The sequence below is a fragment of the Rhizobium tumorigenes genome (genome assembly GCF_003240565.2).
Classification (GTDB): Bacteria; Pseudomonadota; Alphaproteobacteria; order Rhizobiales; family Rhizobiaceae; genus Rhizobium; species Rhizobium tumorigenes.
The window spans coordinates 1,475,596-1,502,572 of record NZ_CP117255.1; the positions used below are offsets into that span (position 1 = coordinate 1,475,596).

Consider the following 26,977-nt stretch of genomic DNA (forward strand, 5'->3'; position numbering starts at 1 on the left):
GAAATTATCAAAGCCGCCGAAGCAATTCGGCGGCTTTGTTCGTTTGTTGATGGCGCCAGATTGCCCTTTTCGAACCTACCGACCGATCGTCGGCCAAGGGAACGCAAGCACTTCGCGCGTGTAGCTTTCCACCACGACACTGAACGGAACGCCGTCCCCACGGGTCAGAAACGCGCGGTGCTGGAGGACGAACTCCGGTATGGCGAGGTCGCCGCTGGTCGAAGGCGGGAGCGCGCCTCCCATGTCCCAATCGGCTGGAAGCGGTTGCCAGAGCAGCTCGGCTGAAACCGTGTGCCGTTGAAAATGCAATTCCTGCACCGCGCGTCCAAACGCCGTATCCGTCGTTTCCAGAACGTGATTCATGCTCTCCGTCAAACGCGACGGAACGTACCAGTTGTCGGCTTCGGACAGGATATGGTCGCCGCACATCAGCTTGACGCGGCGATATTTCACCGGCTCGGCATCGGTCACGCCAAGGAGTTTGCGGACACCGGCATCGGCCGGCTTTTCGGCCGCGGGATCGAGATGCGCGACGACCTTCGGTGTTGGCGACAGCTTGTGGGTGGCGCACCAGCGGTCGAGCGTCAGCGTGGCGCTATCGTGGCTGAGCAGGTCCGCATTCAGCGCGTTTATAATGGCCAGCGCCGTGAGGCGACCGACGGCGGTATCGGGCGGACCGGGCTGTTCGGCAGATGCCGTGCCAGTCAGCAAAAGGCCAAGGGCCAGGGTGGGTAGAGAGAACCGGGTTTTCATATTTACGCCTCGCATATACGCCTTGCCGCGGTGTCATCGCTAAAATCCGCGTCGCAACCTTACTACCGCTTGCGATATGGCAATCCGATGACACACCGATTTCCTGTGCGATTTCCATGTGCTTAGACGGTCAGAAAATGGTGGAGAACTGTCATGCCGCACGCCATGCGATCACCCGTGGCGTGCCAGTACACCCCCGGTCACCGGGACGTTGACACCCGTGGTTCCCGGATACGTCAGCGGCAACCCCTCCAGTGAGCGGACCGCGAGATAGGCCCAGGCTTCCGCCTCCATGCTGCCACCATCGAAGCCGGCCGCTTCAGCAGCAACGACGCGGGCGCCTTGCTCTTCCGCCAGTTCGGAAAACTCGGACATGATTACCGGGTTCAACCGACCGCCCCCGCAGACGACATAGGTTTTCGGCGGCTGCGGCAGGTAGCCCGCGAGCTTCAGGATGGACGCAGCAGTGACATGCGCCAGCGTGCGTGCACCATCGGCAAGCGAGACTTCGCCCTTGACCGGCGGCAGGAAGTCGCTGCGGTCGAGAGACCGGCGTATGTTGGCGGAAAAGAACGGGCTGTCGAGATAGCGGCGGACCAGCGGCGGAGATACCGTGCCCTTAGCTGCGGTCTCGCCATTGCGATCGTAGGCCTTGCCGGTATGGGCCTCGATCCACTGGTCGATCAGCATGTTGCCGGGACCGCTGTCGAAGGCGGAAAGCGCGCCGTCCTCGGCAACATAGGTGAGGTTGGAAATACCGCCGATATTGACGAACACCACCGGTGCTGCGAATTCCGGCGGCAGGTTGGCCGACAGCGCCGCATGGTAGATCGGGATCAGCGGCGCGCCCTGTCCGCCCGCAACCATGTCGTTGGCGCGCATGTCGTAGACGACATCGATGCCAGTCTCCGCAGCCAGCAGCGGCCCATCTCCGATCTGCACCGTCAGCCCCTCGTCCGGGCGATGAAGCACGGTCTGGCCGTGAAAGCCGATGACATCGATGTCGGAGGGCGACAGGCCGTTGCGCATCAGGAAGGATTTGACGGCCGACGCATGGCACAGGGTCAGCGCCTGTTCGGCAGCACCGAGATTGCCCGGCCGTTCCCGTCGATCCCTGATGACCTTGGCCGTCTCCAGCGCCTGTTTCCAGCGGCCGCGCAGTTCGTCGTCATAGGGAATACAGAGGCTCGCCCCGCGCTCTACGACGTCCCGCCCGTCGGTGCGCAGCAAGGCGATGTCGATCCCGTCCATCGACGTGCCGCTCATCAGCCCGATTGCCGTTCTTGTCTTCGTCATGACGCCTCGCAAAACATTGCCGCCGCAATAGTGCACTTTCGCGAAAACAGTGCTAAACGCGCCGCGACGGTTCAACAACAGCGATTTTGCCCATTTGCACGCCCAGGGCGGCGCATCCGAGAGACCCTATCATGGCCGAATTCAAATCCGATTTCCTGCACACTCTTCAAGAGCGCGGCTTCATCCACCAGGTCTCGGACGAGACCGGCCTGGATGCGCTGTTCGCCAAGGAAACCGTCACGGCCTATATCGGCTTCGATCCGACAGCGCCCAGCCTGCACGCAGGATCGCTGATCCAGATCATGATGCTGCATTGGCTGCAGGCCACCGGCCATCGCGCCATCTCGCTGATGGGCGGCGGCACCGGCATGGTTGGCGACCCCTCCTTCAAGGAAGAATCGCGCCAGCTGATGACGGTCGACACGATCGAAGGCAACATCGCCTCGATCAAGCAGGTTTTCTCCAACTACCTAAACTACGGCAACGGCAACAACGATGCCCTGATGATCAACAATGCCGAATGGCTGAGGTCGCTGAACTACCTCGAGTTCCTGCGCGATGTCGGCCGGCATTTCTCGGTCAATCGCATGCTCGCCTTCGACAGCGTCAAGACGCGACTGGAGCGCGAGCAGTCGCTCTCCTTCCTCGAATTCAACTACATGATCCTGCAGGCCTACGACTTCGTCGAGCTGGCCAAGCGCTACGACTGCCGGCTGCAGATGGGCGGCTCCGATCAATGGGGCAATATCGTCAACGGCATCGATCTCGGTCACCGCATGGGGACACCGCAGCTCTACGCATTGACCTCGCCCCTGCTGACGACCTCGTCCGGCGCCAAGATGGGCAAGTCGGCGAATGGTGCGATTTGGCTCAATGCCGACCTGCTGTCGGCCTACGATTTTTGGCAGTACTGGCGCAACACCGAGGATGCCGACGTCGCACGCTTCCTGAAACTCTACACAACCCTGCCGATGGACGAAATCGCCCGCCTCGCCACACTCGGCGGCGCTGAGCTCAACGACGTCAAGAAGATCCTTGCCACCGAGGTGACCGCCCTGCTGCACGGCCGTACCGCTGCCGAACAGGCGGCCGAAACGGCGCGCAAGACCTTCGAGGAAGGCGGCATCGCCGAGAACCTGCCATCGATCGACGTGCCCTCGGCAGATCTGGAGGCTGGCATCGGCCTGTTGTCACTGATCGTGCAGGCGGGCCTCGCGACATCCAACGGCGAAGCACGACGGCATGTCCAGGGCGGCGCGGTGCGCATCAACGACCAGCAGGTCACCGACGAGCGTCAGGCGATCGGAACTGGCAACGTCACCGCCGACGGGATCATCAAGCTGTCGCTCGGCAAGAAGAAGCACATGCTGATCCGCCCTCAGGGCTGATCGTGCCATATTGTTGCGAGAAGGCCGGTCGATAGACCCGCCTTCGTCACATTTAGAACTCGAAAATCTGCCGGAAGATGCCGGGGGCGATGACCGATAGCGGGTTGATCACCAGGTTGGGCGAATCGAAGGGGCCCGTCAGCTTGAAGGTAATGCCGATCAGGCCGCGGTCGGTGCCGTTGCCAAGCAGGAAGCCGACGATCGGCACCTCCGCGAACAGCCGGTTCAAGCCGTAGGCGGGCATGAACGTGCCGGTCATGTCGGTGTTGCCCTTGGCATCCTTGATCGTTCCCTGGAACGTCGCCCCCACCTGCTCGCCGCGCACGACGCCATTCTCGACAGACACCACGCCCTTGCGGATTGACAGATGCGCAAAGCCGCGTTGGAAATTCTGGGCGCTGGTGTCGATGTCGTGTTTGACGGCGGAGTTCAGGCTTTCACCGTCGCGCCCTGCCGGGGTCGTGACGATGGATTGCAGCTTCTTCTCGTTGACGATCGAGAAGCGCCTGATATCGATGGACCCGTCCCAACTGTCGTCGCCATCGGCGCGAAGGTTGAGATTGAGCAAACCTCCTCTCAGGTGGCCGTAAACATCGACGAACCGTGCCACCGAGCCGGCGTCGCTGCTGGTGACATGGAGCGTGCCGCCCTGCCCGCCCTTTGTCATCTCCGTGACGACAGCCTGTCCTGTCCGGGTAACCCCGGAGAAGTCGGCCTGCGTCGCCTTGCCGTTGTTCAGCGCATAGACAAGGCTGACATTCCTGATCGTCTCGTCGTTGAAGCCAATGATCTTGTCGAGCTTGGCACGGATCGTCGCATCCGTCTTGTCGCTGGCGCCGGCGTCGCCCTTGCTCGGCGCCTTCAATCGCGCCAGGATCGGCCTGATATCGGCCGCATTGCCATCCACCCGGACGTCGTACGCGCCCTTTGTGCGCTTGATCGACAAGGCGAAGTCGTCGACTGACGAAAGCTTGATGCTCGAGAAGTCGGCGGATGACAATCCGGATTTGCCGACCTGGATTGAGCCGGTAGCCCCGAACCCGTCACCCTTCAGGGTGAAGTTTTTCAACGATGGCTGGTCGGCCGGCCCCGATGCCTCGAACTCGGCATTGGCAGCGATTCCGCTCCCCTTCGACCAGCCGATCCAGGGCACAGTGAGTGCTGCCTTGGTCAGGTCGATCTTGATGTCCTGCCGGTTCTCATCGATCCGGGTGACCTTGACCTTCAGCGGCCCGTCGACGAAATCGGAGAGCCCCGGGAGGATGGTCTCCCGCTGCTGATTGGAAAGCGTTACATCGACGACACGCTCACGCTTGATCGACGACCCTTTTTCCGTCGGCTCGACCATGTCGATTTGTGCCGGAATGCCGTCGATGAGCGCGTCTGCGGCAAGATGCACCGCCTGCGGATCGGCATCTATGGTCCCATCGACATTGGTAATCTTGCGACCATCGAAAGCCTTGAGGACATCGACCTTGTGGAGTTGCAGGCTGGCCTTCCAGATCGGCGGCGGCGGGTTCTGATCGTTGATCAGGCCGATGGTCGCCTCGATATCCGCGTCGATCTTGCCGCTGAAATCCTCGGGCTTGAACTCGGTGCGCTGCAATACGCTCAACGGCTTGAAGCTCAGCAGCTCGCCGACCGCGTCGCCATTGCCGGAAAGCGCCAGCTTCATCTTCGCCGTCAGCGGCTTGTCGTAGACGGCAGGAATGGAGAAGGTGCTCGGACCGACGGCGACCTGTCGGCCTGACGGAAAATAGGACGTGCCTTTGACGATATCGACGGAAATGACCGGACCCTTGAGGTCAAAGTGACCCGTCATGTCGCGGATAGGGGGAATTTCACCAGGCACATTGAGGCGCGAGCCGTTGATATCGAAGGCCAGATGGATCTCGTTTTCGTCCAGCCGAAGATTGCCGGTCGCGGCGGCCTGAGCGAGCCGCCCGCCGGGAATGAAAAGTGAAATCGTGGCGTTGCTCATGGCCCCGCCGAACAGATTGCCTTGAACCCAGGTGCGTGCCTTCGGCGACATCCAGAACGGCCAGAGCTGTTTGACGGCAGCCGCCTGCAGCTGCTCCGCCTGGGCACCGAAGCTGATTTCCGGCGAACCCGGCGCAATGCGCAGCCGCAAGGAGCCGAACAGCGATCCCATCGGCGTGGTGATACCGATGGTGTCGAGTTTCAGTTCCTTGTCGGCCGTCATGTAACGGCCATTGGCATGACCATCGAAGCTGAGGGGAGCCTCCCCGGCTTCAGATGTCGACGCCGTCGCATTGGCGATACGGAAATCGACGCCGAAACCCTTGGCAGCAGTCGGATCAACACGGTCGAGGTCGATAACCGAGCCAAAAAACGGCACCACTGTCGATTGGAAAGTCGCCAGCGACTTGTTGATCTCGAGCGCCTGGCGATCCGAATTGTAGCTGAGATTGATGTCTGCGCCGGAAATCTCCTGCGCATCGCGGTCCATGTAGAGCGTGCCGGGCAGCACCTTGATCGCAGCCGTCAGCTTGGGATCGACACCAGATGCGCCACGGGTGGACGACAGAGAAACGTCGGCAAAACCGGTGATGCCCTGACGTGGCGTCCCGTTCGAATCATAGGCCATCGACAGCGGCACCAGATCGAGGTGGCGGATGACGGCCGTCATCGAAGATGGCCGGTCGGCCTCCTGCGTGGCATTCACATCCAGCGACGCGACTGAGCCGTCGATCGATAGCTGGCCTTTGAGGCGCAGCGTGTTGGGTGTCGGACGTGAAAACGCCAGCTGGTCGATCACCAGCGAAATCGGCGCGCCACCGTCCTGTCTTGCGAGCTTTACCGCAAGGCCGGATATCTCGACGGCATCCGTACCGCCACGCTCGACGAAATGCTGCAGGAAGTCGAGATTGGAGAAGGCCGATTCCAGCGCGGTCGGGATGCTGTCCACCCGGAGGTTGGCGACATCGATCGGCTCGCTCTGCGGCAGCAGCGCGGTGTCGAGGGCTATCCCCTTGGCCCGGACGGTTGCAATTGCGATCCGGCCCTGAACGAGCGCAAACGGATCGAGGACCATGCGCACGGCGCCCATGGTGGAAAGGTGCTTGCCGGTTTCCTGGTCGACGACATTGACGTCGCTCGCCTCCAGCGCGAGTTGCATGTCGGAGGTGAACCGCAGCACCGTGGAGCCGACCTCGGCCTTGTAGCGGGGCCCGATAGCGTTATCGAGCGCGGCCTGAGCCTTGACCGAGAGCGGTTCGTCGAAGATCCCGCTCTCGATGCTGGCGATGACGGCACCGGCGATCAGTACGATAAAGATCGCGAAAACGCCGGTTATACGGGTCGCATGCCAGACATGTCCACGCCGGCGCCGGCGGCGGCGCGGGCTGTTGACGATAATCGGATCGTCGACCTGCGACGACGGCATTTGATCGAGCGGAACCAGATCCTTCTTGCGGAATTTCAACTTTTCGCCCCGGATCAATCCACCGCGTCCTTCTCTCATGCGTTTTTACAGTTGACGGTCCACAAGAGCGGCGCCAAGCACATTTCACTATATCGGCATAGTCGGTATAGTCATCAAAATCCCGGCAAAAGAAAGGTTTTCCCATGACAGAAATCAGTGTCGGCGCAAATGCGCCCGCTTTCGATCTTCCACGTGACGGCGGCGGAAACGTCTCCCTTGCAGCGTTTCAGGGCAAGCTTGTCGTACTGTTCTTCTACCCTAAGGACGACACGTCGGGATGCACCACCGAATCAGTGGCCTTCACTGGTCTCGCATCGGAATTTGAGAAAGCCGGTGCAGTGGTAATTGGCATGTCGCCGGATTCCGTCAAGAGCCACGACAAGTTCGTGAAGAAACATTCGCTTGGCGTCATCCTCGCTGCCGACGAGGAAAAATCCACGCTGGAAGCCTATGGCGTCTGGAAGGAAAAGAGCATGTACGGCAAGAAATACATGGGCGTCGAGCGGACCACCGTGCTGATTGGTGCAGATGGCCGAATCGTCAGGATCTGGGAGAAGGTAAAGGTGCCCGGTCACGCCGAGGAGGTCCTCGAGGCAGTCCGTGCGCTCTGAGCGCGACGCTGTGACAGTCTCCGATGTGCAAGCCGCAGCCATCGTCTCGCTTCGCGGCGGGGCGATCGCGGCAATCGGTGCGTGCGATGTCGAGCGCAAAGCCGAGCTTGCGCAGGAGACCGCCAGACGCTGGTTCGCCCGCACGCTGTCGCTGCGCTCGCCGCTCGACCCTGTCCTGCCGGATCGCCCGGGACGCCCGGCAAAGCCGGAACTGATCCCGCCGAAGAATATGGAAAAGCGATCCCTTCACAGTGTGAAGGGCCGCATCGCCCTTCTCCACGCGATAGCCCATATCGAATTCAATGCCGTCGATCTTGCCCTCGACATCGTCGCCCGCTTTGCGACCGAGAAAGTCCCGAACTCGTTTTTCGATGGCTGGATGCAGGTTGCGTTCGAGGAGGCAAAGCATTTCCGACTGGTGCGTCAGAGATTGCACCAGCTTGGCGCCGATTATGGCGACCTGCCCGCCCATGACGGCCTGTGGCAGGCAGCCCACGCTACCCGCACCGACCTGACGGCGCGCCTGGCCGTTGTGCCGCTCATTCTTGAGGCACGCGGCCTCGACGTGACGCCGGCGCTGCAGACCAAGATGCGCGAAACCGGAGACTTCGAAAGCGCCGCCGTCCTCGATGTCATCTACGAAGATGAAAAAGGCCACGTTGCGGTTGGCGCCAAATGGTTCAGATTTCTCTGCGCCCGTGAGAAACGCGATCCTGTCGCAACGTTCCACGCGCTCGTTCGCAGCAATTTCCGGGGTCCGCTGAAGGCGCCCTTCAACGATATCGCCCGTGCCGAGGCAGGCTTGACACCGTCCTTCTACCGGTCGCTGACATCCACCAGTCGCAGTTGATTTTGCAAACGATTTTGCCACAGGCGGGCCGCAGAAAGGCTTTGTTAACCATGCTCGTGCCTAATCCTGCCTGCAGCGCAGAAACGCTGCGGTGGGAGAATCGCCGTGGGAAACGGACAGCAGAACAGGATTTTTGGCGGCGCCAGGCAGCAGCATGTCATCATCCTCGCCAGCGGCGACAAGGTCCGGCACATGACGCTGCGTCCATGGATGACGGCATCCGCCATCGGATGTGCTGCAATTCTCGTCATCGGTTATCTGCTGGCAACTTCCTACCTCGTCCTGCGCGACGATCTGATCGGCGCGACCATGGCCCGCCAGGCGCGCATGCAATATGATTACGAAGACCGAATTGCCGCTCTGAGGGCGCAGGTCGACCGCGTCACCTCGCGCCAGTTGCTCGACCAGCAGGTCGTCGAGCAGAAGGTCGCCAAGCTGATGCAGCAGCAGATGTCGCTCTCGTCGCGCCACGGCAAGCTCGATGCCTTGCTCGACCGTGCGGAGAGTTCGGGCGTCATCGACAAGCAGCCGCCAGCCCCCGGTGCAGATCATGCCGAATTGAGCGCCCGACAAAAGGCCCTCGAATTCGCAAAAACAGGAAGTCCGGCAGAAGCCACCCCCGACAACTCGACGCTCGCCTACCTGCCCGCCAAGGAAACCGTTGCCGACCACGCCGACCGAGTCTTTTCCAAGGTCACCCTTTCGCTGAAGAAGATCGAGCAGGACCAGCTGAAGCGCATCAAGCGGCTGACCGATGGCGCCGACGACGCGGCTGACAACATCCAGTCGATCATCAAGACCGTGGGCGTCACAGTTCCGCTGTCTCCCACCGCGATCGATGAAGACGGCGGCGTCGGGGGCCCTTACCTGCCGCCGCAGAATGTCGACCCGTTCGACCAGTCGCTGGCAAATCTGGATACGGCACTGACGCGGCTGGAAGCAGCGCGTGGAACGGTCGAACAGCTGCCCTTCCGCAACCCCGCACAGGGCAAGCTGATCACCAGCCCGTTCGGCAACCGCAAGGATCCCTTCTTCGGCAAGCTGGCGCTGCATCCCGGCGTCGATTTCCATTTCGATCCCGGCGAGGCCATCAAGGCGACGGCACCGGGCAAGGTCGTTTCGGCCGGCTGGGCCGGCGGCTATGGCAATATGGTGGAAATAGACCATGGCGATGGCATTTCGACACGCTACGGTCATATGGCAGCGATCACCGTCCAGGCCGGCGATACGGTCAAGGCCGGCGAGCAACTCGGCCTTGCCGGCAGCACGGGACGATCGACCGGCACCCATCTCCACTATGAAGTCCGCGAGGACGGGCGTCCTGTCGACCCGATGTACTTCGTCAATGCAGGCATCAAGCTCGCCAGCTATATCAATTAGCTAGCCTTGCAATTTACCGCTTTGCCGGGGGCACTTTTGTCCCTATGATCATGACAGCAATGCAACAGGCGACCGCGCGGCGGAATTTTTTAACCCCGCGCGCCGGGAACACTCGCTCGTTGCCTCATTTCCTTGACTTCAGGGCGTTTTGATACTATGTGGCGCTGCATTGCGGCATACAGCCTGTCGACTCATCGTGCGGTCGACCAAACCGAAACGGAAACAGTTTTTCCTTTGACCACATTTGCTGACCTTGGCCTGAGCCAAAAAGTCCTATCCGCTGTCACTGACGCGGGCTACACCATCCCTACTCCGATCCAGGCCGGCGCCATCCCGTTTGCGCTGCAGCGCCGCGATATCTGCGGCATTGCGCAGACAGGAACCGGCAAGACCGCCTCCTTTGTGCTACCGATGCTGACCATGCTCGAAAAGGGTCGGGCCCGGGCGCGCATGCCGCGCACGCTGATCCTCGAGCCGACGCGCGAACTGGCAGCCCAGGTGGCTGAGAACTTTGAAAAATACGGCAAGAACCACAAGCTGAACGTCGCACTGTTGATCGGCGGCGTATCGTTCGAAGAGCAGAACAAGAAGCTCGAGCGCGGTGCCGATGTGCTGATCTGCACGCCCGGACGCCTGCTCGACCATTGCGAACGCGGCAAGTTGCTGATGTCAGCCGTCGAAATCCTGGTCATCGACGAAGCCGACCGCATGCTCGACATGGGCTTCATCCCGGACATCGAGCGCATCGTCAAGATGATCCCCTTCACCCGCCAGACGCTGTTCTTCTCGGCCACCATGCCGCCGGAAATCCAGAAGCTGGCCGATCGGTTCCTGCAGAACCCGGAACGCATCGAAGTATCGCTGCCGTCTTCCACGGCAAAGACCGTGACGCAGCGTTTCGTTGCCTCGCACGGCAAGGATTACGAGAAGCGCGCGACTCTCCGTGACCTCATCAACGCCCAGACCGATCTCAAGAACGCAATCATCTTCTGCAATCGCAAGGTAGACGTCGCCGATCTCTTCCGCTCGCTCGAGCGCCACGGCTTTTCAGTCGGCGCGCTGCACGGCGATATGGACCAGCGCTCGCGCACGACGATGCTGCAAAATTTCCGCGATGGCCAGATCCAGCTGCTGGTCGCATCCGACGTTGCCGCACGCGGCCTCGACCTGCCTGATGTCGGCCATGTCTTCAATTTCGACGTTCCGATCCATTCGGAAGACTATGTCCACCGCATCGGCCGCACGGGACGTGCCGGACGCTCGGGCGCAGCATTCACGCTGGTGACCAAGCGTGATACGAAGTATATCGATGCCATCGAGAAGCTGATCGATCAGAAGATCGAATGGCTGAGCGGCGATTTGAACGCTCTCCCGCCGGCAGATGAAAGCCAGGAAACCGAACGTCCGCGTCGTGGCAGCAGCCGCGACAAGGACAAGGAACGCGGTCGCGGCAGAGGTCGTTCTGCACCGAGCCATCCCGTTCACAAAGCTGATATCGATGTGGTTGATACTGTCGTTCAACCCGTCGAAGTTGCACCCGTACCAAAGGCCGAAGTTGTGAAGAACGAGCGCAAGATCGAGACTAACAAGCCGCAGAACAATAATTCTCGCAACAATCCCGGCCGCCCTTACCCGGCAAACGATGACAATCGCGAACGTCGCGCCCGCTATCATCGCGACCAGGACGACGGCCCGACACCACTGGGTTTCGGCGACGACATTCCTGCATTTATGCTGATCGTTACTGCCGCCAAGGTCTGATGGCGGCGCCGGGCACCCATTTTCCGGGGCTAGGCACCGGGCTTGCCATCCTTCGTGACGGCAAGCTTCTGCTCTACAAGCGGATGAAGGCGCCCGAAGCCGGATTTTGGAACATCGTCGGCGGTAAGGTCGACCTGATGGAACCCGCCGCCTCTGCTGCCAAACGCGAGGCGAACGAGGAGTCCGGCCTCCAGATCGGAAAGATCGACCTGCTCTGCACGACGGAACAGATCATCGAAGCCGACCGCCAGCACTGGGTGTCCCGGATTTACGTCTGCACGGATTTTGCCGGCGAGCCATCGCTGATGGAGCCGGACAAGTTATCCGAATTCGGATGGTTTAGCCGCAACGCGTTGCCAAGCCCGCTTTCAGCCTTTGCGAGGGCTGCCATCGACCACCTCGGCACCAACCTTTTTCCCTGACTTCCGCCGTTACTTCTCCGTCCGCAACGCCGCCTCGTAGGCCAGACGCACCCATTTTGCCATGACATCGGGATCGTCGAACGCATCCTCCGGGATAGACCAGTACGGCATGAACACCGGCTTGCCCTTCTTCCCCTCGTACGACCAGCGCCTGGCGCCGGCCGATTCGAAAGCGGGCGAACTGACATCGTCCGCCTTCAGCAGCATCTCGTCGCGAAAATCCAGGGCGATGATCCGGCCCTGATGATAGACGCCCTTGCCGCCGAACATCCGCTTGATGGTCACCGGCCCGAGTGCCGCAAACATTTCCTCGATATCAAGATTATCCAAGACCTTACTCCTTCAGAATGCCGCCGGCTGCAAGAACGGCATCGGGCGTATCGACATCGAGATGGGCAGCAGGACCGATCTCGACATCGACAACCGGCAGGCCGCACCCGTCGATTATTCCGCGCGCACCCACATCGCCCCTCAGTGCCATCACGGCTGAGCGCAGCGAAATCGGCAGGATCACCGGGTTGCCTCGCTTTCCATCCGAGACCGCGCGAACGATAGCTTCGCCGCGGGCCGCTTGGAACGCCTGGATCAGCGCCATGAGATCGGAGGTTTCGACGGCGGGCATATCGGCCTGCATCACCAGCACGCCAACGCTCCCCGACGCCGACGCGGCGCCGAAACCAGCGACGATAGAGCTGGCCATACCGCTTTCGAACTCCGGGTTATAGACGTTTTGGATATCGAGCCCCGTCAGTGCGGCCGTTATTTCGAGATATCTGTGCCCGGTGACAACGAAGACCGGCGCGCCCGTTGCGCAAGCCCGTTGCGCCATGACCGTCACCAGCGGGATACCATCGAATGTTGCCAGCAGCTTGTGCGGACCACCCATCCGGCTGGCTTTACCGGCTGCCAGCACCACGATTGCAACGGAATAGCGCGCGATCTTTCCCGGCATCAGGCTGCCTCCCCGGCCGAGGATAGGGACCGGCGACGCCAAGACTGGATAATCTCCGCCAGAATGGCGACGGCAATTTCGGCGGGGGTGATGGCCCCTATGTCGAGCCCGATTGGAGCATGTATCCTTGAAAGGTCCTCATCGTCAAACCCATCCGCCTGCAAACGCAGCAGGCGCGCGGCATGGCTCCGTCGACTGCCCAGCGCACCGACATAGAAGCACCCGGCTCGCAGCCCCGCACCGATAGCGTAGTCGTCGATATCAGGTTCATGCGCCACCGCCACCACAGCGGTGTGGCGATCCACCACCAGCTTTTCCCTTGGCCAGCCGACGATAAGCTGCGCCGACTCGAAGCCATCCGCAGACGAAAAGCCGATCCGGGGATCGATGATCGTGAGATCGAATCCCACTACGTTCGCCATCGACGCCAGTGCCTGACTGATCCGCACCGCGCCGATGACGACGATCCTTGGTTCTGGCACGTGTACGGTGAGGAAAAGCTGGCTTCCGTCGATTTCAAGCTTCGACGATCTGCCGCTTCGGAATGCAGCCGTGACCGCATCGCCTAGAGCGCCGTCGATCCCTTCGCCTTCGACCACAAGCCGCTCCGTTCCTTCCACGAGATCGGTGACGACAACAGCAGCGTGCCGGTCGCGACGCAACGAACATAGCTGGCTAAGCGTTTCGAGCAGCATCAGCCTACCTTCTCGACAAAGACCTCGATCCTTCCACCGCAGGAGAGGCCGGCAGCGCGGGCCATCTCGTCGGTCACCCGGAAATCCATGAGCCTCCCGGCGCCGGCCGCGATGACGTCGAGCGCTGCAGCAACCACGTCGCTCTCGATGCAACCGTTCGAGAGCGTACCCTCTGTGGCACCGTCGGCGGAGATCACCATCTGGGTTCCCACCGGCAGCGGCGCCGAACTCCACGTCTCGGTCACCGTCGCCAGTGCCAATGCCTTGCCGGAAGCAGCCCATCTTTCGGCTGTATCGAGGACGTCGCTTCTTGCAAGTATCGACATCGGTCCTCCTGGACGCCACAAAAGATGGCAATCAAGCGCCGATTGCCAAAGTTAAAGTCAGGCCGGCGTGAGTCAACACGCGCGCCCACCGGACGAAGATCTATCGGCCAACGGCGTGGTAGTCGCGGTGCATATAGAGCAGCGCCGGGCGTCGCTCACTGAAACGGACGGCCACCACTTCCCCGAAGATGACGTTGTGAGTGGTGCCGCGCGTCACATCGACGACCTTGCAATCGAAGGCAGCGAGGGCATCCACCAGAACGGGCGCACCGGTCGCAAGCGTGTCGAAACCGCCCATCGCAAATCGCTCATTGCTGGACATCTGCGTCCTGCCGGAGAAGGCATCGGCCAGCGCCTGATGATGGACGCCGAGCGCATTCAGCGAAAAGATGCCGCTCTCGAGGAAGATGTCGTTCTTGGCATTGCCGCTATTGAGGCAGACGAGTACCGTCGCCGGATTGTCGGAGACCGAGCAGGCCGCCGTTATCGTCACCCCGCGACGGATACCCTCATGCTCGGTTGCAACCAGCTGCACGTGGCCGGCGTAGCGGCTCATAGCTTCTCTGAAATGGGCCGGATCCAACGACTGTTCCAAGCGATCTCTCCCATTCGGCTGCTGGCACCGGCAATATGGCGCCCATCCGCCAGCTTTTCCACCATGCGTAGGCGAAAGCATGTCTTGTACCCGGTTTTTCTTTGACGGCAGGGAGTGGTTCGATAAAAGAACAGGAGAAACAATCGGGATTTTCCTTTTATGAACAGGCTGCGTCGATCCCTGCTGACCCTGGCTCTGCTCTCTGCGGCGGGAAGCAGCCAAGCGGCCGGCATTTCCATAGGCGTGGTCGCGCCCCAGAACGGCACCTTCGCATCGCTCGGCGCCCAGATGATTGCCGGCGCCAAATTCCAGGCACAGGCCGCCAACGACGCCCTGACGACAGTTGACGAACCCTGCACCGAAAACAGCGGCCAGGTCATCGCTGATGCCCTGATCAAGGCCAAGGTGCAAATCGCCATCGGCTTCCTCTGCAGCGATTCGCTGGAAGGTGCCCTGCCGCGCCTGAAGGATGCCGGCATCCCGGCCATCACCGTGTCCGTGCGCTCACATATCCTGATGGAAGATGCGTTGAAGAACGGCTGGCAGTTTTTCCGTCTCGCCCCGGCAGACAGCGCCGAGGCAAAGCGGATCGTAGGCGTCATCCTGCAGAACTGGGCCTCGCAGCCGCTGGCGCTGGTCGATGACGGCACCATCCATGGCCGCGAACTCGTCGATGCCGTGCGCACCGGTCTTGACGAAAACGGCCTGAAACCGGTCTTCAACGACACGCTTCGTCCCGGTCAGGACCAGCAGATCAGCCTCGTCAGGCGCCTGAAAAAGGCGGGCGCCACAGCCCTGCTCGTTGGCGGAGACCGCAGTGACGTCGCAATCATCGCCCGCGATGCGGCAGCGGACAAGGACGCTATGCAAATCATGGGCGGCGATGCGATGCGGGCTGCCGACCAGCCCGTTCCGCTTGCCGATGGCGTGCTTGCCGTGAACATACCGGACTATGCCAGCCTTCCCCCAGCCGCACAGGCGGCGAAAACCTTGCGCGATGCCGGTGTCGAGCCGGAGGGCTACGTCCTGCCGACGGCGGCAGCTGCCCTGATCGCCGACCAGGCCGTCACTGCAGCGCTGGCGGACAAGACCCCAGTCGCCGCCAAGCTCATTGGAACGACATGGCAGACACCGATCGGCCCTGTCGCCTTCGGCAACGATCACGAGCTGACCGAGAACCCCTATCGCCTGCTGGAGTGGCGCGACCATCGCTTCCAGCCGCCGGTCGCGCCCGGCAACTAGCCGCCAAGCCCCTGCCCGGGTGGAGTGCTGGCGGCGGGTCGTTGCCGTTACTCGCATCCGGTGATAATCAAGCGTCAGATGACTTTGGAGTGTCCCCGACCATGCCGTTGCCGATCCGAATTGCCCCCTCCATCCTAGCCGCAGACTTCTCAAAGCTGGGTCAGGAAGTCCGCGACGTGACCGCTGCCGGCGCCGACTGGATCCACCTCGACATCATGGACGGACACTTCGTTCCCAACATTTCGTTCGGCGCCGATGTCATCAAGTCCCTGCGCAGTTTTACCGATGCCACCTTCGACTGCCATCTGATGATCGCGCCCGTCGACTTCTACCTGGAAGCCTTTGCCAAGGCCGGTTGCGACCGCATCACCGTCCATGCCGAGGCCGGCCCGCATCTGCATCGCTCGCTGCAGACCATCCGCAATCTCGGCAAGAAGGCCGGTGTCACCCTCAATCCGGCGACACCGTTGTCTGTGCTGGAAAACGTGCTCGACGATGTCGACCTGATCCTCATCATGTCGGTCAACCCCGGCTTTGGCGGCCAGAAGTTCATTCCCGCAATGGCCGACAAGATCCTGAAAGCCAGGCAGATGATCGGCGACCGGCCGATCGAGCTCGAGGTCGATGGCGGCGTGACCGTGGAAACCGCATCGATGATCACCGCAGCCGGTGCCAATGTGCTGGTCGCAGGTTCGGCAATCTTCAAGGGCGGCTCGGCCGAAGCCTATCGCAAGACGGTCGGCGATCTGCGTGCCGCTGCCGAGCAGGGCCGCGTTGGCGCGGCGTGAGCCGTCGCTGATCGACAAGGCAGCGCGGACAACGACCGTATCGCAGCACCTGACAGGCGCTGTTTCCTGGGGCGCCCTGATGACGCTTTCGGCGGCACTGGCGCTCTACAGGCACAACGGCCTGCAGACGGACCGGCTTGGCAGCCTGCTGATCGTTTATTTCCTCGGCGGCGCCCTCGCCTGGCCTCTTGCCGTGACGGCGGCTGGCTGGGTATCCGGCGGAAAACCGCTCGAGACACGCTTTGCGGCCTGCTTGCTTTGCCTGGCGATTGCCACCATGTCGATGACGGCCTTTCTCTTCGCGCTCGACTACCGCATCTTCTATTCTCGCTGGCATGCACCGTCCGGATCGCTCATCTGGATGTTCCAGTTCGCCTTCACCGGTGCCAGTGCGGTCTATCAGTTCGGTGTGCTCGGCAGCCGCCTTTTCTTGCCACTCGGGCTCGTCTGGCTGCCGACGGCCAGCTACTATCTGGCGCGACGCCTGCGATGAGCGGCCGCCAAGCGTTGAGATTGTCATCCGTCTTTGCTAAAGGGGCGGCAAGCCTTGAAATTCCTGCTGTTGAAGAAAGCTGAGAGCTTATGATCCCTCGCTACTCCCGCCCGGACATGGTCGCCATCTGGTCGCCCGAAACGAAGTTCCGCATCTGGTTCGAGATCGAAGCCCATGCCTGCGATGCGCTGGCCAAACTCGGGGTCATCCCGAAGTCGGCAGCCGAGACGATCTGGGAAAAAGGCGGCAAGGCGACCTTCGATGTCGATCGGATCGACGAGATCGAAGCCGTCACCAAGCACGACGTCATCGCCTTCCTGACGCACCTCTCGGAAATCGTCGGCCCGGATGCCCGCTTCGTCCACCAGGGCATGACATCCTCCGACGTCCTCGACACCACCTTCAACATCCAGCTGGTGCGCGCCAGCGACCTGCTACTGGCCGATCTCGACCGCCTGCTGACGGCGCTGAAGACCCGCGCCTTCGAACATAAGGACACGGTCCGTATCGGGCGCAGCCACGGCATCCATGCCGAGCCGACGACCATGGGCCTGACCTTCGCGCGCTTCTACGCCGAAATGATCCGCAACCGCGCCCGCCTCGTCGCCGCCCGTACAGAAATCGCCACCGGCGCGATCTCCGGTGCCGTCGGCACCTTTGCCAACATCGATCCTTCCGTCGAGGAATATGTCTGCGAAAAGCTCGGCCTTGCCGCCGAGCCTGTATCGACGCAGGTCATCCCGCGCGACCGGCATGCCATGTTCTTCGCCGTTCTCGGCGTGATCGCCTCCTCGATCGAAAACGTCGCCATCGAAATCCGCCACATGCAGCGCACAGAGGTCCTGGAGGCGGAGGAATTCTTCTCGCCCGGCCAGAAAGGCTCGTCGGCGATGCCGCACAAGCGCAACCCGGTGCTGACCGAAAACCTGACGGGCCTCGCCCGGCTGGTACGCATGGCGGTGGTCCCCGCCATGGAAAACGTTGCCCTCTGGCACGAGCGCGATATCAGCCATTCGAGCGTCGAGCGCGCGATTGGTCCGGACACCACCATCACGCTCGACTTTGCACTCAACCGGCTTGCCGGCGTCATCGAAAAGCTGGTCATCTATCCCGAGAACATGCTTCGAAACATGAACAAGTTCAAGGGCCTCGTCATGAGCCAGCGCGTGCTGCTGGCCCTCACCCAGGCCGGAGTTTCCCGCGAGGATTCCTATCGCCTCGTCCAGCGCAATGCCATGAAGGTCTGGGAACAGGGCAAGGACTTCCTCGAAGAACTGCTCGCCGACCCCGAAGTCCGCGCCGCACTTTCCGAAGAAGAATTGCGCGAGAAATTCGACCTCGGCTACCACACCAAGCATGTCGACACGATCTTCCGCCGCGTTTTCGGCTGACGATCCGAAGGCGGCAGCGTCTAGCTCCGCCTTCGCCCAGGCACCGGCGTGTTCAGCTCACAAATGGCAGAAACATGAAAGTATCCGAAGCAGATATCCTCATCGTCCCCGGTTATACCAATTCCGGGCCTGACCATTGGCAGACGCGCTGGGAGCAGAAGCTCAGCACGGCGCGGCGCGTCGAGCAGGCGGAGTGGTCGAAGCCGGTGCGAGACGACTGGGCAGCCCGTATCGCCGAAGAGGTGAACGCCTCGACGAAGCCCGTGGTTCTGATCGCCCATTCGCTGGGCGTGCCCTCGGTGCTGCATGCCATCCCGCATTTTAAGAAGCCTATTGCAGGCGCCTTCTTCGTGGCCCCACCAGACGTTACCAATCCGGAAATCCGACCGAAGCACCTGATGACCTTCGGCCCTTATCCGCGCGACACCCTGCCTTTTCCATCAATGACCATCGCCAGTCGCAACGATCCTTTCGGCACCTATGAGCACGCCGAGGCAATCGCCAAGAGCTGGGGCTCGACATTTATCGATGCCGGAGAAGCTGGCCACATCAACGCCGATTCCGGTCATGGCCCCTGGCCTGAAGGCACGATGGTCTTTGCGCAGTTTATCAGCAAACTGAAACCCTAAGACTTGCCTGGCGGTTTCATGGCAAGGTTACATTAGCTTTTCCTCTTATGTTGTTTATCTCAAATTAATCAAATGCACCCACAGTATTGGCAGTGTCTGTGGGTGCTCCTTTGACTTGGTATTCAAACGATGAGACGCGTTTCGACGGCGTGACGGCGGGCGCCTTCGATGTTCTCGACCGCGTTCCTGTAGCAACCCTTGCCGTATCGCTGGCCAACCATTGCATGGTCTATGCCAACGCAGCCTTCTGCGCGCAGTTCGGTACGCCCACCGGGCATACGACAGTGGATGAACTTACCCTATCCGCCGACCTGCCCCTGCTTCTCGGGCGGCTGCACGCGCTTTCCGCTGAAAGCAGCGCCGAAAGCGTTTCGCTCAGGATGCAGGGCAACTCGGATCGTGCCATCTGGGTTTCGGCCTCCTTCACGAAGCTTGCGGCACCGGAAAACTGCGTCCTTATCCAGCTGGCCGATATCGACCGAGAAAAGCGCACCATCGAGGCGCTGGCCGAAAAGGAGAGCCGCTGGAACTCGGCGCTGACGGGCTCGGGGCTCGGCGTCTGGGATCACGACTTTCAAACGGGACGCATGAGCTATTCCGAGACGTGGCGGAAAATGCGCGGCTACAGTTCTGAAGAGGAAGTCGACGCAGCACTCGAAAACTGGATTCTCTGCGTCCACCCGGACGATCGCGATCATGTGCTGAAGTCGATCGAGCTTCAAAATTCCGGCAGGGCCGAAAGCAGCACATTCCTTTATCGCGAGCGCCACAAGGACGGACACTGGATCTGGATCGAATGCCGCGGCGCCGGCGTCGAGTGGGACGAACACGGAACTCCTACCCGGATTATAGGCACCGATATCGACATCACCGCGCGCAAGGCTGCCGAGGAGTTGCTGATACACACCTCGAGACGGCTCGATCTGGCGCTCGATGTCTCCGGCATAGGTGTCTTCGAAGCCAATATCGATACCGGTGAGGTGGAATGGGATGATCGTTTGCTCGTCATCTACGGCCTGGAACATACGCCGAAGATGAAGCCATACGATACATGGCTCAATGCGATCCATCCCGATGACTTCGAACGGATGCAGGGTCATCTCCATGACCACATGGTATCGCCTGAGGCCTTCGAGCAGGAATATCGCATCGTGCGCCCCGATGGCACCATACGCGTGATCCGGGCGCGGTCCGCAACGTTTTCCGACAGCAGCGGCGCCAACAGGATGATCGGTGCAAATTGGGATGTGACGATCGAGGTCGGACTGCGGGACGAGTTGAACCGCGCCAAGGAACTCGCCGAAGCCCGCAACATCGAACTTGAGCTGGCCAAGGAGAAAATCGAGCACATCGCTCTCCACGACCACCTGACAGGACTTCCCAATCGCCGCTATCTAGATCGCATGCTCTCGGCACGGGCCGAAGAGTGCCGCGTGGACGGCACGGTCCTCGTGGTCCTCCATGTCGACCTAGACCGCTTCAAGCAGATCAACGACACGCTGGGTCACCGCGCCGGTGACATGATGCTCAAGCACGCCGCTTCCGTGTTGCGCGATGGCGTTGCCACGGGCGATTTTCTCGCGCGCATCGGCGGCGACGAATTTGTTATCGTCTGTACCCGAAAGGCATTTTCAAGGAAGATCTCCGGCCTTGCCGAGCAGGTTATCCGCGAACTGCACAAGCCTGTTCGCTACGAGGGCCACGACATCCGGTTTGGCGCCAGCATCGGTATCGCATTCGACAGCGGCGAAGAACTCGATGCGAAGCAACTGCTTCTGAATGCCGACATCGCGCTCTACCGCGCCAAGGGCAGCGGTCGAAACAGGTACGAATTCTTCTCGCTGGATGCCCGCCAGCATATCGTCACCACCAAGCGCCTGTCGGATGAAATCCTCCTCGGCATCGAACGTCATGAATTCATACCGTTCTACCAGCCGCAATTCTCTGCCACCACGCTGGACGTCATCGGCGTCGAGACGCTGGTTCGCTGGAACCATCCCGAGCATGGCATCCTGTCGCCCGATAGTTTCATGTCGACGGCCGAGGATCTCGACGTCGTCGCCGTGCTTGATCGCCTCGTGCTTGAAAAGGCCCTCGCCGACCAGCAGTCATGGCGCGACGCCGGGATCGACATCCCAAAAATCTCGGTCAACGTGTCCGCCCGCCGCCTGGCTGACCCCAATCTGGGCAAGGCCTTGCGCGCACTGAAGATCAAGCCCGGTACCGTGTCTTTCGAACTGCTCGAATCGATTTCCCTCGACCAGTATGGCGAGACATCCCTTGCGAACCTGAAGCGCCTGAGGCGATTCGGCATAGACATCGAAATCGACGATTTCGGCACCGGCCATGCCTCCATTGTCGGCCTCCTGCGCCTGAGCCCGAAAACCCTCAAGATCGACCGCGAGCTCATCAAGCCTCTCGTGGCATCGGCCGAGCAGCGGCGGCTCGTCGGCTCCATCATCGAGATCGGCCGCTCGCAGAAGATCGGCGTTACCGCGGAGGGCGTGGAGACCATGGAGCATGCGCGGATCCTTGCCGAACTCGGCTGTGACAGTCTGCAAGGCTACGCGCTGGCACGCCCCATGCCTGCTGCAGACATTCCCGCCTTCATCCGCAGTGAGTGCTGGCGAGCCGGCGACCACAACATCCAGGCTGCCTGAGGACGCCTTGGCCCCCGCAGCGACAGTCTGCCGGCCTTTCGCGCCGCCTGATTATTCGTCGTAAAGTTTGTCACCCCGGTGATACATTACGATTCCCGCGACTTTAACAGCCGAGGGCGGATTCGGAGGAAGGAGATGCAGGCGCATTGTGAATTTGCTTCTTTTCCTTTATGGGGACGCCCAGAGATTGATCCCTACGCGCCATCCCAAGGGCGCCAACGACAGAGAATTACAAGATGAACCGTCGCCGCCGTATCTACGAAGGCAAGGCAAAGATCCTTTATGAAGGACCCGAGCCTGGCACGCTGATCCAGTTCTTCAAGGATGACGCGACCGCTTTCAACAAGAAAAAGCATGAAGTCATCGACGGCAAGGGTGTGCTCAACAACCGCATCTGCGAATACATCTTCAACCATCTGAACAAGATCGGCATCCCGACCCATTTCATCCGCCGCCTCAACATGCGCGAGCAGCTGATCAAGGAAGTCGAGATGATCCCGCTCGAGATCGTCGTGCGCAACGTCGCCGCCGGCTCGCTGGCAACGCGTCTCGGCATCGAGGAAGGCGTGGTCCTGCCGCGCTCGATCATCGAGTTCTATTACAAGTCCGATGCCCTCAACGACCCCATGGTGTCGGAAGAGCACATCACGGCCTTTGGCTGGGCAAACCCCGCCGAACTCGACGACATCATGGCGCTGGCCATCCGCGTCAACGATTTCATGACAGGCCTGTTTCTCGGCGTCGGCATCCAGCTCGTCGACTTCAAGATCGAATGCGGCCGCCTTTTCGAGGGCGACATGATGCGCATCATCCTCGCCGACGAAATCTCGCCGGACTCCTGCCGTCTCTGGGATGTCGAAACCCACGAGAAGATGGACAAGGACCGGTTTCGTCGCGACATGGGCGGTTTGCTGGAAGCCTATTCCGAGGTAGCCCGTCGTCTCGGCATCATCAATGAAAATGAGCCCGTGCGCGGCACGGGACCGGTTCTCGTCAAGTAAAAGGCAGGAAGACACCAGTGATCAAGGCTCGCGTCACCGTCACGCTTAAGAACGGCGTTCTCGACCCCCAGGGCAAGGCAATCGAAGGCGCGCTCGGCGCACTCGGATTTGAGGGCGTTGGCCATATCCGCCAAGGCAAGGTTTTCGACGTCGTCCTCGACGGCACCGACAAGACCCGCGCCGAGGCTGACCTCAAGTCCATGTGTGAAAAACTGCTCGCAAACACGGTCATCGAGAACTATACTATAGCTCTCGACTGAGGGTTGTAGGTGCAGGAAATGACCGAAACGCAAGAATTGATGGTCGGAATCCTTAGAAAAATTCAAGGTGACATATCCTTCCTTAAGGACGGTCACCGGGAGTTGCGGCAGGATATAGGCAGCCTGCGCGGGCACATGCACGTGATGCAGGGCGACATCAACAACCTGCACTCTGTCAACACTCAAATACTTGACCGTCTCGAGCGCATCGAAAATCGCCTCGAACTTCGTGAACTTGCAGAAGCACAAGCTAGGTTTGAACCGCACCCATGAAATCAGCAGTCGTTCAGCTTCCAGGCCTAAACCGCGATCGTGATATGATCGCTGCCTTGACGAAAATCTCCGGCGTTGCGCCCATCACCGTCTGGCAGACGGAAACGGAAATTCCGGACGTCGACCTGATCGTCATTCCGGGCGGTTTTTCCTATGGCGATTACCTGCGTTGCGGCGCCATTGCGGCGCGCATGCCGGTCATGCGGGCGATCAAGGAAAAGGCCGAACAGGGTGTCAAGGTTCTCGGCGTCTGCAACGGTTTCCAGATCCTCGTCGAGGCCGGAATGCTACCCGGTGCGCTGATGCGCAACGCCTCGCTGAAGTTTGTCTGCAAGGAAATCAAGCTTGAGGTCGTCAATGCAGACACAGACTTCACGCGCGCCTATGAAAACGGCCAGGTGATCCGTTGCCCGATCGCCCATCATGACGGCAATTACTTCGCGGACGCCGAAACGCTGGCTTCCATCGAGGGCAACGGCCAAGTCGTTTTCCGCTATCTCGAAGACGGCAATCCCAACGGCTCGATGAACCATATCGCTGGCATCATCAACGCCAAGGGCAATGTGCTCGGCATGATGCCGCACCCGGAAAACCTGATCGAGGCCGCTCATGGCGGCTCGGACGGGCGTGGCCTGTTCGCCTCCGCACTCGACATTGTCGCAGCTTGAGACATTCCCGACATTCTGCCATTGACCGGCGCGTTCTCCCTGAATGCGCCGCAAAGGCAGCTTATTGGCTCGTGAATTGGCGAAGCGAGTTCGGCCCGACAGATTGAAAGACAGATTTGATGCGCATTTCTACCAACGGAATTCTGACCGCCGCCACCCTCTCCGCCTTGGCAGTCTTTGCCGCTTCATGCCAGTCCAAGCGTGCACCTGAGGTCACGCTGACCCAGCCCCGCACCGCGCTGTCGACGATGGAGCGCGTTGCGGTTGCCGCCCATGGCTGCTGGTTCAAGTCATCCGACCCCGCCTTCGCGCGCTACACGATGGCGCCGGAATTGAATTCCTTCACCGGCCGGCCGCGTTTCCTCGTCGTTGAGCGCAGCCAGCCGACAGGCCGCCCCTTGCTCGTCGTCCAGGCCGAAGGCGACCCTGCGAAGCTTGCTGCCTTCGGACCGCTGATGAACGGTCCTAACTCGGCCCGCATCACCTCAGACATCAACCGCTGGGCCGGCGGCACCAAGGGCTGCTGAGAATTCAGACACCCGACTATTCCCAGAAAAATGACTTCGCGACCTCGCGCCGCGCCTCCGCGCGGGTCAGACCTATGTCGCGCAACTGATCCACGGAGAGCGCACGAAGCGCCCGGCGGCTACTCCTCTTTTCCGACCACACCGCCATCCGTTCGATGATGCTGGCGGCGAACGCCTTTGGCCGACGATGCCGCTGCGGCGCGTCGCTATCGATTGCACCCCGCCATTCCGGAATTGTATCAATTGTACCCATTGCTCACACCTCGCTCTTGGGAATAACCGTTCGCTCAATTTTCTGCCCGAATAGGGGTCGTAATCTTGACATTGAACGGGTACAATGCCACGATTGTCACCATGACAAATTGGCTTCCAGACATTTCCAGCGGTACGGGTCCGGTTTACGTTCGGGTCGCGGACAGCATTGAAACCGCGATCGGCCACGGCATCCTGCCGCCCGGTGCAAAGCTACCGCCGCAACGCAATCTGGCCTTCGACATCGGCGTGACCATCGGCACGATCAGTCGCGCCTATGCCCTCGTCCACGAACGCGGGCTGGTTGCCGGCGAAGTCGGGCGCGGTACCTACGTGCTCGATCGCGAGCACAGCAAGCCGATCACCCAGATGGACCCGATCACGCAGGCCCTGTCCGGCACGCGTGGCATGGAAGCGCCATCGGCCACGGTTCGCATGGACACGACCGCAGCTCCCGATATTGGCCAGGGCGAGATCATCGGCCGCCTGTTTGCCGATATCAGCCGCGAAAAAAGCATGGAGATCTCGTCATACTCCCGTACTTTCCCCGCCAGCTGGTCCTTGGCCGGGCAAGCCTGGCTGTCTCGAAACGACTGGCGTCCTGCGGTCGAAAATGTCGTTCCGACCCTTGGCGCCCATGCCGCAGCTATCGCGGTTATTGCGGCAGTCACCTCGCCCGGCGACAAGATCGTGTTCGAGAACCTCACCTACACCCAGGTCAGCCGTGCAACTCGGCTGCTCGGACGGCGCGCGATCCTGGTGGAATCCGATGAACAGGGCATCATTCCTGATGATTTCGAGCGCCTCTGCCAGCAGCAGCATCCGCGCCTCGCCTTCCTGATGCCAACCGCCCATAACCCGACGCTGACGACCATGCCGGAAGCACGCCGCCGTGCCATTGCCGCCATTGCCCGACGGCACAGCGTCTGGCTGATCGAGGACGACATCTATGGCGGCATGACCGGGGACGAGACGCCTCTGATGGCAAGCATTGCACCGGAACGCACTTTCCTGGTCAGTGGACTGTCGAAATCCGTGACGGCGGGCGTGCGCGGCGGCTGGGTCGCCTGCCCGCCGCACTTTGCCCAGCGGGTGAAGGTGACGCACAAGATGTCGACCGGCGGACTACCGTTTATCCTTGCCGAGACTGGCGCACGCCTCGTCCACAGCGGTCACGCCCTGTCGCTTAGAGCCCGCACCGTGGCCGAAATCGCCACCCGAGAAGCGATGGCGCGCGAAGCATTTGCCGGCTTCGAGTTCTCCTCCCACCCGCACATTCCATTCCTGTGGTTGAAACTGCCAGAGCCGTGGTTGTCGGGCACTTTCAAGCAGGCCGCGCTGGCGGAAGGCGTACTGATCGATGACGAAGACGAGTTCAAGGCTGCCAGGACTGAGAAGGTCTATCACCGGGTCCGAATTGCCTTCTCCTCGCCGCAGGACAGAACGGATGTGCTCTCGGCATTCATGACCTTGCGCCGGCTGCTCGAAAACGGCTCTGCGGCCTACGATAGCGACAGCTAAAGCAACTGTGGCTTTTCGGTGTCAGCCGCCAGGAAAGCGCCGGCTCCGCGCACCGGCTTCTTTACCCGACATTTCCCAATGCTACGAATTGATGCCGCCAGCGATTCGTGCGGCGTGGTGATGGAGATCGAGATGCGCCTCAACGGTAGCTTACGTGCCTTTGCTTTTGTAAGTGCCACGTTGGCGTCTCTGGTATCCGGGTCATCCGCGATAGCAGCCGACATGAGCCAGGCCCCTGCCGATACCACCAGGATCTTCGACGAACTGCGCTTCGGCGCTAGCGCTTCGATCCAGACCGGACACGACCACGAAAACGGCGTCTTTCCGGACGTTCAGGTGCTCTTCAATCCGTTCGGCTACAATCCGGCCGGCGACTGGAAGGACCAGATCACCCATCCCCGCATCCATATCGGCACATCGATCGGCACCGGCGGGTCGGCTGACCAGCTGTACAGCGGCCTGACGTGGACGATGACCTATTCGAGCGGCATTTTCACGGAAGCGGGCTTCGGCGGTGTCATCCACAACGGCAATCTGACAGCGGAGAACGATGGCCCCAAGCTAGGCTGTCATCTGCTGTTTCATGAATATCTCGGCGCAGGCTATAATTTCGACAGCCATTGGAGCCTGATGGCGCAGGTTGCGCACTCCTCGCATGCCGATCTCTGCAATGGCCCCAACGCCGGCATGACCCGCGCCGGGCTACTGGTCGGCTACAAGTTCTGATAGCGACGTTGTGCTTTCCTGTGTGATGGCCGCGTTAAGCGGCCATTTTCCTGTCGCACGATCAGACCACAT

29 protein-coding genes are annotated in these 26,977 nt (G+C 60.9%); 19 read left to right on the forward strand and 10 right to left on the reverse strand.

Going from position 1 to position 26,977, the window contains the following annotated elements:
• Positions 1-75 precede the first annotated feature (75 nt).
• Complete coding sequence (locus tag PR017_RS07380) at positions 76-753, reverse strand: hypothetical protein (protein ID WP_111221902.1); 678 nt, start codon at positions 751-753, stop codon at positions 76-78.
• A gap of 171 nt (positions 754-924) precedes the next feature.
• Positions 925-2,049: an anhydro-N-acetylmuramic acid kinase gene (locus PR017_RS07385; RefSeq protein ID WP_111221901.1), complete on the reverse strand. Its 1,125-nt coding sequence runs from the start codon at positions 2,047-2,049 to the stop codon at positions 925-927.
• Between the two features lie 131 nt (positions 2,050-2,180).
• Between PR017_RS07385 and tyrS the strand changes: the two genes are divergently transcribed.
• On the forward strand, positions 2,181-3,437 hold the full coding sequence (tyrS, locus tag PR017_RS07390; RefSeq protein WP_111221900.1) for a tyrosine--tRNA ligase: 1,257 nt from the start codon (positions 2,181-2,183) through the stop codon (positions 3,435-3,437).
• A 52-nt stretch (positions 3,438-3,489) separates the two neighbouring features.
• Here tyrS and PR017_RS07395 read toward each other — a convergent pair whose 3' ends face one another.
• Positions 3,490-6,921: an AsmA-like C-terminal region-containing protein gene (locus PR017_RS07395; RefSeq protein WP_164498258.1), complete on the reverse strand. Its 3,432-nt coding sequence runs from the start codon at positions 6,919-6,921 to the stop codon at positions 3,490-3,492.
• Between the two features lie 104 nt (positions 6,922-7,025).
• Between PR017_RS07395 and PR017_RS07400 the strand changes: the two genes are divergently transcribed.
• From PR017_RS07400 to PR017_RS07420, 5 genes are all read left to right on the forward strand, one after another.
• The gene (locus tag PR017_RS07400; protein ID WP_111221898.1) at positions 7,026-7,493 is read left to right on the forward strand and encodes a peroxiredoxin; all 468 of its coding nucleotides are present in this window, start codon (positions 7,026-7,028) and stop codon (positions 7,491-7,493) included.
• On the forward strand, positions 7,483-8,343 hold the full coding sequence (locus PR017_RS07405) for a ferritin-like domain-containing protein (protein WP_425070019.1): 861 nt from the start codon (positions 7,483-7,485) through the stop codon (positions 8,341-8,343). Before PR017_RS07400 ends, PR017_RS07405 begins: the two co-directional genes overlap by 11 nt.
• 105 nt (positions 8,344-8,448) lie before the next feature.
• A complete protein-coding gene (locus PR017_RS07410; protein ID WP_164498257.1) occupies positions 8,449-9,723 on the forward strand; it encodes a M23 family metallopeptidase in 1,275 nt (424 codons plus the stop codon).
• 234 nt (positions 9,724-9,957) lie between these two features.
• Complete coding sequence (locus tag PR017_RS07415) at positions 9,958-11,484, forward strand: DEAD/DEAH box helicase (RefSeq protein ID WP_111221999.1); 1,527 nt, start codon at positions 9,958-9,960, stop codon at positions 11,482-11,484.
• A complete protein-coding gene (locus PR017_RS07420; protein ID WP_111221897.1) occupies positions 11,484-11,906 on the forward strand; it encodes an NUDIX domain-containing protein in 423 nt (140 codons plus the stop codon). Before PR017_RS07415 ends, PR017_RS07420 begins: the two co-directional genes overlap by 1 nt.
• 9 nt (positions 11,907-11,915) lie before the next feature.
• On the opposite strand, the gene PR017_RS07425 is transcribed toward PR017_RS07420, so the two are convergent.
• The 5 genes from PR017_RS07425 to PR017_RS07445 all read right to left on the reverse strand — a co-directional run bounded on the left by PR017_RS07425 (position 11,916) and on the right by PR017_RS07445 (position 14,435).
• Positions 11,916-12,236 (reverse strand): TfoX/Sxy family protein, encoded by a 321-nt coding sequence (locus PR017_RS07425; protein ID WP_111221896.1) that lies wholly within the window; start codon positions 12,234-12,236, stop codon positions 11,916-11,918.
• A 4-nt stretch (positions 12,237-12,240) separates the two neighbouring features.
• The gene (locus PR017_RS07430; protein ID WP_111221895.1) at positions 12,241-12,858 is read right to left on the reverse strand and encodes a nucleotidyltransferase family protein; all 618 of its coding nucleotides are present in this window, start codon (positions 12,856-12,858) and stop codon (positions 12,241-12,243) included.
• Positions 12,858-13,553, reverse strand: coding sequence for an XdhC family protein (locus PR017_RS07435; protein WP_111221894.1), 696 nt, complete (start codon positions 13,551-13,553; stop codon positions 12,858-12,860). The genes PR017_RS07430 and PR017_RS07435 overlap by 1 nt, the downstream gene beginning before the upstream one ends.
• Positions 13,553-13,879 (reverse strand): XdhC family protein, encoded by a 327-nt coding sequence (locus tag PR017_RS07440; RefSeq protein ID WP_164498256.1) that lies wholly within the window; start codon positions 13,877-13,879, stop codon positions 13,553-13,555. The genes PR017_RS07435 and PR017_RS07440 overlap by 1 nt, the downstream gene beginning before the upstream one ends.
• A gap of 100 nt (positions 13,880-13,979) precedes the next feature.
• Complete coding sequence (locus tag PR017_RS07445; RefSeq protein ID WP_240539110.1) at positions 13,980-14,435, reverse strand: flavin reductase; 456 nt, start codon at positions 14,433-14,435, stop codon at positions 13,980-13,982.
• A gap of 198 nt (positions 14,436-14,633) precedes the next feature.
• Here PR017_RS07445 and PR017_RS07450 point away from each other — a divergent pair, with 198 nt between their 5' ends.
• From PR017_RS07450 to PR017_RS07500, 11 genes are all read left to right on the forward strand, one after another.
• Positions 14,634-15,716: a branched-chain amino acid ABC transporter substrate-binding protein gene (locus PR017_RS07450; protein WP_111221892.1), complete on the forward strand. Its 1,083-nt coding sequence runs from the start codon at positions 14,634-14,636 to the stop codon at positions 15,714-15,716.
• 101 nt (positions 15,717-15,817) lie between these two features.
• Complete coding sequence (rpe, locus tag PR017_RS07455) at positions 15,818-16,504, forward strand: ribulose-phosphate 3-epimerase (RefSeq protein WP_111221891.1); 687 nt, start codon at positions 15,818-15,820, stop codon at positions 16,502-16,504.
• 7 nt (positions 16,505-16,511) lie between these two features.
• Entirely contained in the window at positions 16,512-16,997 is a 486-nt protein-coding gene (locus tag PR017_RS07460) for a hypothetical protein (RefSeq protein WP_111221997.1), read from the forward strand.
• Between the two features lie 89 nt (positions 16,998-17,086).
• Positions 17,087-18,388 (forward strand): adenylosuccinate lyase, encoded by a 1,302-nt coding sequence (gene purB / locus PR017_RS07465; protein WP_111221890.1) that lies wholly within the window; start codon positions 17,087-17,089, stop codon positions 18,386-18,388.
• A gap of 74 nt (positions 18,389-18,462) precedes the next feature.
• Positions 18,463-19,017: an RBBP9/YdeN family alpha/beta hydrolase gene (locus PR017_RS07470; RefSeq protein WP_111221889.1), complete on the forward strand. Its 555-nt coding sequence runs from the start codon at positions 18,463-18,465 to the stop codon at positions 19,015-19,017.
• A gap of 110 nt (positions 19,018-19,127) precedes the next feature.
• Positions 19,128-21,677, forward strand: coding sequence for a sensor domain-containing protein (locus PR017_RS07475; protein WP_240539106.1), 2,550 nt, complete (start codon positions 19,128-19,130; stop codon positions 21,675-21,677).
• A gap of 236 nt (positions 21,678-21,913) precedes the next feature.
• Complete coding sequence (gene purC / locus PR017_RS07480) at positions 21,914-22,678, forward strand: phosphoribosylaminoimidazolesuccinocarboxamide synthase (protein WP_111221888.1); 765 nt, start codon at positions 21,914-21,916, stop codon at positions 22,676-22,678.
• Between the two features lie 17 nt (positions 22,679-22,695).
• Positions 22,696-22,938, forward strand: coding sequence for a phosphoribosylformylglycinamidine synthase subunit PurS (gene purS / locus PR017_RS07485; protein WP_111221887.1), 243 nt, complete (start codon positions 22,696-22,698; stop codon positions 22,936-22,938).
• A gap of 18 nt (positions 22,939-22,956) precedes the next feature.
• Positions 22,957-23,211: a hypothetical protein gene (locus PR017_RS07490; protein ID WP_111221995.1), complete on the forward strand. Its 255-nt coding sequence runs from the start codon at positions 22,957-22,959 to the stop codon at positions 23,209-23,211.
• Positions 23,208-23,879: a phosphoribosylformylglycinamidine synthase subunit PurQ gene (gene purQ / locus PR017_RS07495; RefSeq protein ID WP_111221886.1), complete on the forward strand. Its 672-nt coding sequence runs from the start codon at positions 23,208-23,210 to the stop codon at positions 23,877-23,879. The genes PR017_RS07490 and purQ overlap by 4 nt, the downstream gene beginning before the upstream one ends.
• A gap of 119 nt (positions 23,880-23,998) precedes the next feature.
• Positions 23,999-24,406 (forward strand): hypothetical protein, encoded by a 408-nt coding sequence (locus PR017_RS07500; RefSeq protein ID WP_111221885.1) that lies wholly within the window; start codon positions 23,999-24,001, stop codon positions 24,404-24,406.
• Between the two features lie 16 nt (positions 24,407-24,422).
• Here PR017_RS07500 and PR017_RS07505 read toward each other — a convergent pair whose 3' ends face one another.
• On the reverse strand, positions 24,423-24,659 hold the full coding sequence (locus tag PR017_RS07505; protein WP_111221884.1) for a DUF1127 domain-containing protein: 237 nt from the start codon (positions 24,657-24,659) through the stop codon (positions 24,423-24,425).
• Positions 24,660-24,760: 101 nt separating this feature from the next.
• Here PR017_RS07505 and PR017_RS07510 point away from each other — a divergent pair, with 101 nt between their 5' ends.
• Positions 24,761-26,179: an aminotransferase-like domain-containing protein gene (locus PR017_RS07510; RefSeq protein WP_111221994.1), complete on the forward strand. Its 1,419-nt coding sequence runs from the start codon at positions 24,761-24,763 to the stop codon at positions 26,177-26,179.
• On the opposite strand, the gene PR017_RS07515 is transcribed toward PR017_RS07510, so the two are convergent.
• A complete protein-coding gene (locus PR017_RS07515; RefSeq protein WP_162604200.1) occupies positions 26,176-26,403 on the reverse strand; it encodes a hypothetical protein in 228 nt (75 codons plus the stop codon). The genes PR017_RS07510 and PR017_RS07515 overlap by 4 nt on opposite strands.
• Here PR017_RS07515 and PR017_RS07520 point away from each other — a divergent pair.
• Positions 26,312-26,905 (forward strand): acyloxyacyl hydrolase, encoded by a 594-nt coding sequence (locus PR017_RS07520; RefSeq protein ID WP_111221993.1) that lies wholly within the window; start codon positions 26,312-26,314, stop codon positions 26,903-26,905. The two genes, PR017_RS07515 and PR017_RS07520, sit on opposite strands and share 92 nt — an antisense overlap.
• Positions 26,906-26,977 lie beyond the last annotated feature (72 nt).

Excerpts from the sequence above, each read along its gene's own strand:
- PR017_RS07380 (WP_111221902.1), bottom strand. The coding sequence starts at position 753 with ATGAAAACCCGGTTCTCTCTACCCACCCTGGCCCTTGGCCTTTTGCTG.
- PR017_RS07385 (WP_111221901.1), bottom strand. The coding sequence starts at position 2,049 with ATGACGAAGACAAGAACGGCAATCGGGCTGATGAGCGGCACGTCGATG.
- tyrS (WP_111221900.1), top strand. The coding sequence starts at position 2,181 with ATGGCCGAATTCAAATCCGATTTCCTGCACACTCTTCAAGAGCGCGGC.
- PR017_RS07395 (WP_164498258.1), bottom strand. The coding sequence starts at position 6,921 with ATGAGAGAAGGACGCGGTGGATTGATCCGGGGCGAAAAGTTGAAATTC.
- PR017_RS07400 (WP_111221898.1), top strand. The coding sequence starts at position 7,026 with ATGACAGAAATCAGTGTCGGCGCAAATGCGCCCGCTTTCGATCTTCCA.
- PR017_RS07420 (WP_111221897.1), top strand. The coding sequence starts at position 11,484 with ATGGCGGCGCCGGGCACCCATTTTCCGGGGCTAGGCACCGGGCTTGCC.
- PR017_RS07430 (WP_111221895.1), bottom strand. The coding sequence starts at position 12,858 with ATGCCGGGAAAGATCGCGCGCTATTCCGTTGCAATCGTGGTGCTGGCA.
- PR017_RS07435 (WP_111221894.1), bottom strand. The coding sequence starts at position 13,553 with ATGCTGCTCGAAACGCTTAGCCAGCTATGTTCGTTGCGTCGCGACCGG.
- PR017_RS07440 (WP_164498256.1), bottom strand. The coding sequence starts at position 13,879 with ATGTCGATACTTGCAAGAAGCGACGTCCTCGATACAGCCGAAAGATGG.
- PR017_RS07445 (WP_240539110.1), bottom strand. The coding sequence starts at position 14,435 with ATGAGCCGCTACGCCGGCCACGTGCAGCTGGTTGCAACCGAGCATGAG.
- PR017_RS07450 (WP_111221892.1), top strand. The coding sequence starts at position 14,634 with ATGAACAGGCTGCGTCGATCCCTGCTGACCCTGGCTCTGCTCTCTGCG.
- rpe (WP_111221891.1), top strand. The coding sequence starts at position 15,818 with ATGCCGTTGCCGATCCGAATTGCCCCCTCCATCCTAGCCGCAGACTTC.
- purB (WP_111221890.1), top strand. The coding sequence starts at position 17,087 with ATGATCCCTCGCTACTCCCGCCCGGACATGGTCGCCATCTGGTCGCCC.
- PR017_RS07470 (WP_111221889.1), top strand. The coding sequence starts at position 18,463 with ATGAAAGTATCCGAAGCAGATATCCTCATCGTCCCCGGTTATACCAAT.
- purC (WP_111221888.1), top strand. The coding sequence starts at position 21,914 with ATGAACCGTCGCCGCCGTATCTACGAAGGCAAGGCAAAGATCCTTTAT.
- PR017_RS07490 (WP_111221995.1), top strand. The coding sequence starts at position 22,957 with ATGACCGAAACGCAAGAATTGATGGTCGGAATCCTTAGAAAAATTCAA.
- purQ (WP_111221886.1), top strand. The coding sequence starts at position 23,208 with ATGAAATCAGCAGTCGTTCAGCTTCCAGGCCTAAACCGCGATCGTGAT.
- PR017_RS07500 (WP_111221885.1), top strand. The coding sequence starts at position 23,999 with ATGCGCATTTCTACCAACGGAATTCTGACCGCCGCCACCCTCTCCGCC.
- PR017_RS07505 (WP_111221884.1), bottom strand. The coding sequence starts at position 24,659 with ATGGGTACAATTGATACAATTCCGGAATGGCGGGGTGCAATCGATAGC.
- PR017_RS07510 (WP_111221994.1), top strand. The coding sequence starts at position 24,761 with ATGACAAATTGGCTTCCAGACATTTCCAGCGGTACGGGTCCGGTTTAC.
- PR017_RS07520 (WP_111221993.1), top strand. The coding sequence starts at position 26,312 with ATGCGCCTCAACGGTAGCTTACGTGCCTTTGCTTTTGTAAGTGCCACG.
- PR017_RS07515 (WP_162604200.1), bottom strand. The coding sequence starts at position 26,403 with ATGTCGGCTGCTATCGCGGATGACCCGGATACCAGAGACGCCAACGTG.